This is a genomic window from Aquabacterium sp. A08, from assembly GCF_011742065.1.
The window spans coordinates 1-330 of the sequence record NZ_JAAQQT010000352.1 but is presented as its reverse complement, the minus strand read 5'-3'; the positions used below and the strand labels follow the sequence as shown (position 1 = coordinate 330).

Annotated in this window: 1 protein-coding gene; it reads left to right on the top strand. The window is 68.2% G+C overall.

Annotated elements, in window-relative coordinates; all coding sequences use genetic code 11:
- Nucleotides 1–330: multicopper oxidase domain-containing protein (locus tag HA630_RS01990; RefSeq protein ID WP_166832192.1), on the top strand; the 330-nt coding region annotated here is incomplete at both ends.

Here is a 330-nt window from a genome sequence, read left to right as displayed (position 1 = left end):
GCCGACGAAATGACGCAGATGGCCATGGGCATGATGGGCCTGTGGATCACCCACCCCAGGCTGGACGCGCGCGGCCGCCACCCGCTGATCGAGCACGTGGACCGCGACTACTGCTTCCTGCTCAACGCCTTCGACGTGGAGCCGGGCGCCCAGACCCCCAACGTCAACACCATGCTGGAGCACAACATCTGGGCCTGGAACAGCCGCGTCTTCCCCGGGCTGGACCCGCTGGTGGCCCGGCTGGGCGACCGGGTGCGGGTCCGCGTGGGCAACCTGACCATGACCAACCACCCCATCCACATCCACGGCATCGAGTTCGAGGTGACCGGC